Genomic DNA, 465 nt, shown 5'->3' with positions numbered 1-465 from the left:
CACCCTGTGGCAAGGCGCGTAAATCGTCGGAGGGCAGCGTAATGTGCCAGTTGCCATTGGCGTCGACGGTGCCCGTGTAGGTTTTACCGCCCAGCGTGAGGGTCACCTGCTGTCCGCTGCCGGTAATACCGGTTGAACCGCGGATAATCTGGTTTTGTCCGGCCTCTGTCGTGTCCAAAACACCGTCGCCAAACGGCAGATCGAGGGTGGCCTGTGGCAGGGTATTAATCAGCACCGACAGCGTGTGTTCGGCTGACACTGTCCCGCTAATTCCCGGCACGCTGGCGGTAATGAGGGTTTGTCCATCGGCCAGCACCTGAAGATCGGCGGGAGGAAGCGTGACAGACCAGTGGCCGTCGCTGCCAACGGTGGCGGTGTAGGCTTTGCCATTCAGCGTCAGGGTAACGGTTTGTCCGGCGGCGATATGGGCAGTGGTGCCGTTAATGGTCAGCGGCTGCTGGGCTT

General features: G+C 60.9%; 1 pseudogene. It reads right to left on the bottom strand.

Annotation, left to right across the window (positions count from 1 at the left end):
- A pseudogene (locus KP22_RS21115) lies at nt 1-465 on the bottom strand (Ig-like domain-containing protein); the annotation flags it as partial.

This window comes from Pectobacterium betavasculorum (assembly GCF_000749845.1).
In the GTDB taxonomy this organism is placed as follows: Bacteria; Pseudomonadota; Gammaproteobacteria; order Enterobacterales; family Enterobacteriaceae; genus Pectobacterium; species Pectobacterium betavasculorum.
Note: the sequence above shows the minus strand (reverse complement) of the source record. Positions and strands in the feature narration are given on the sequence as shown.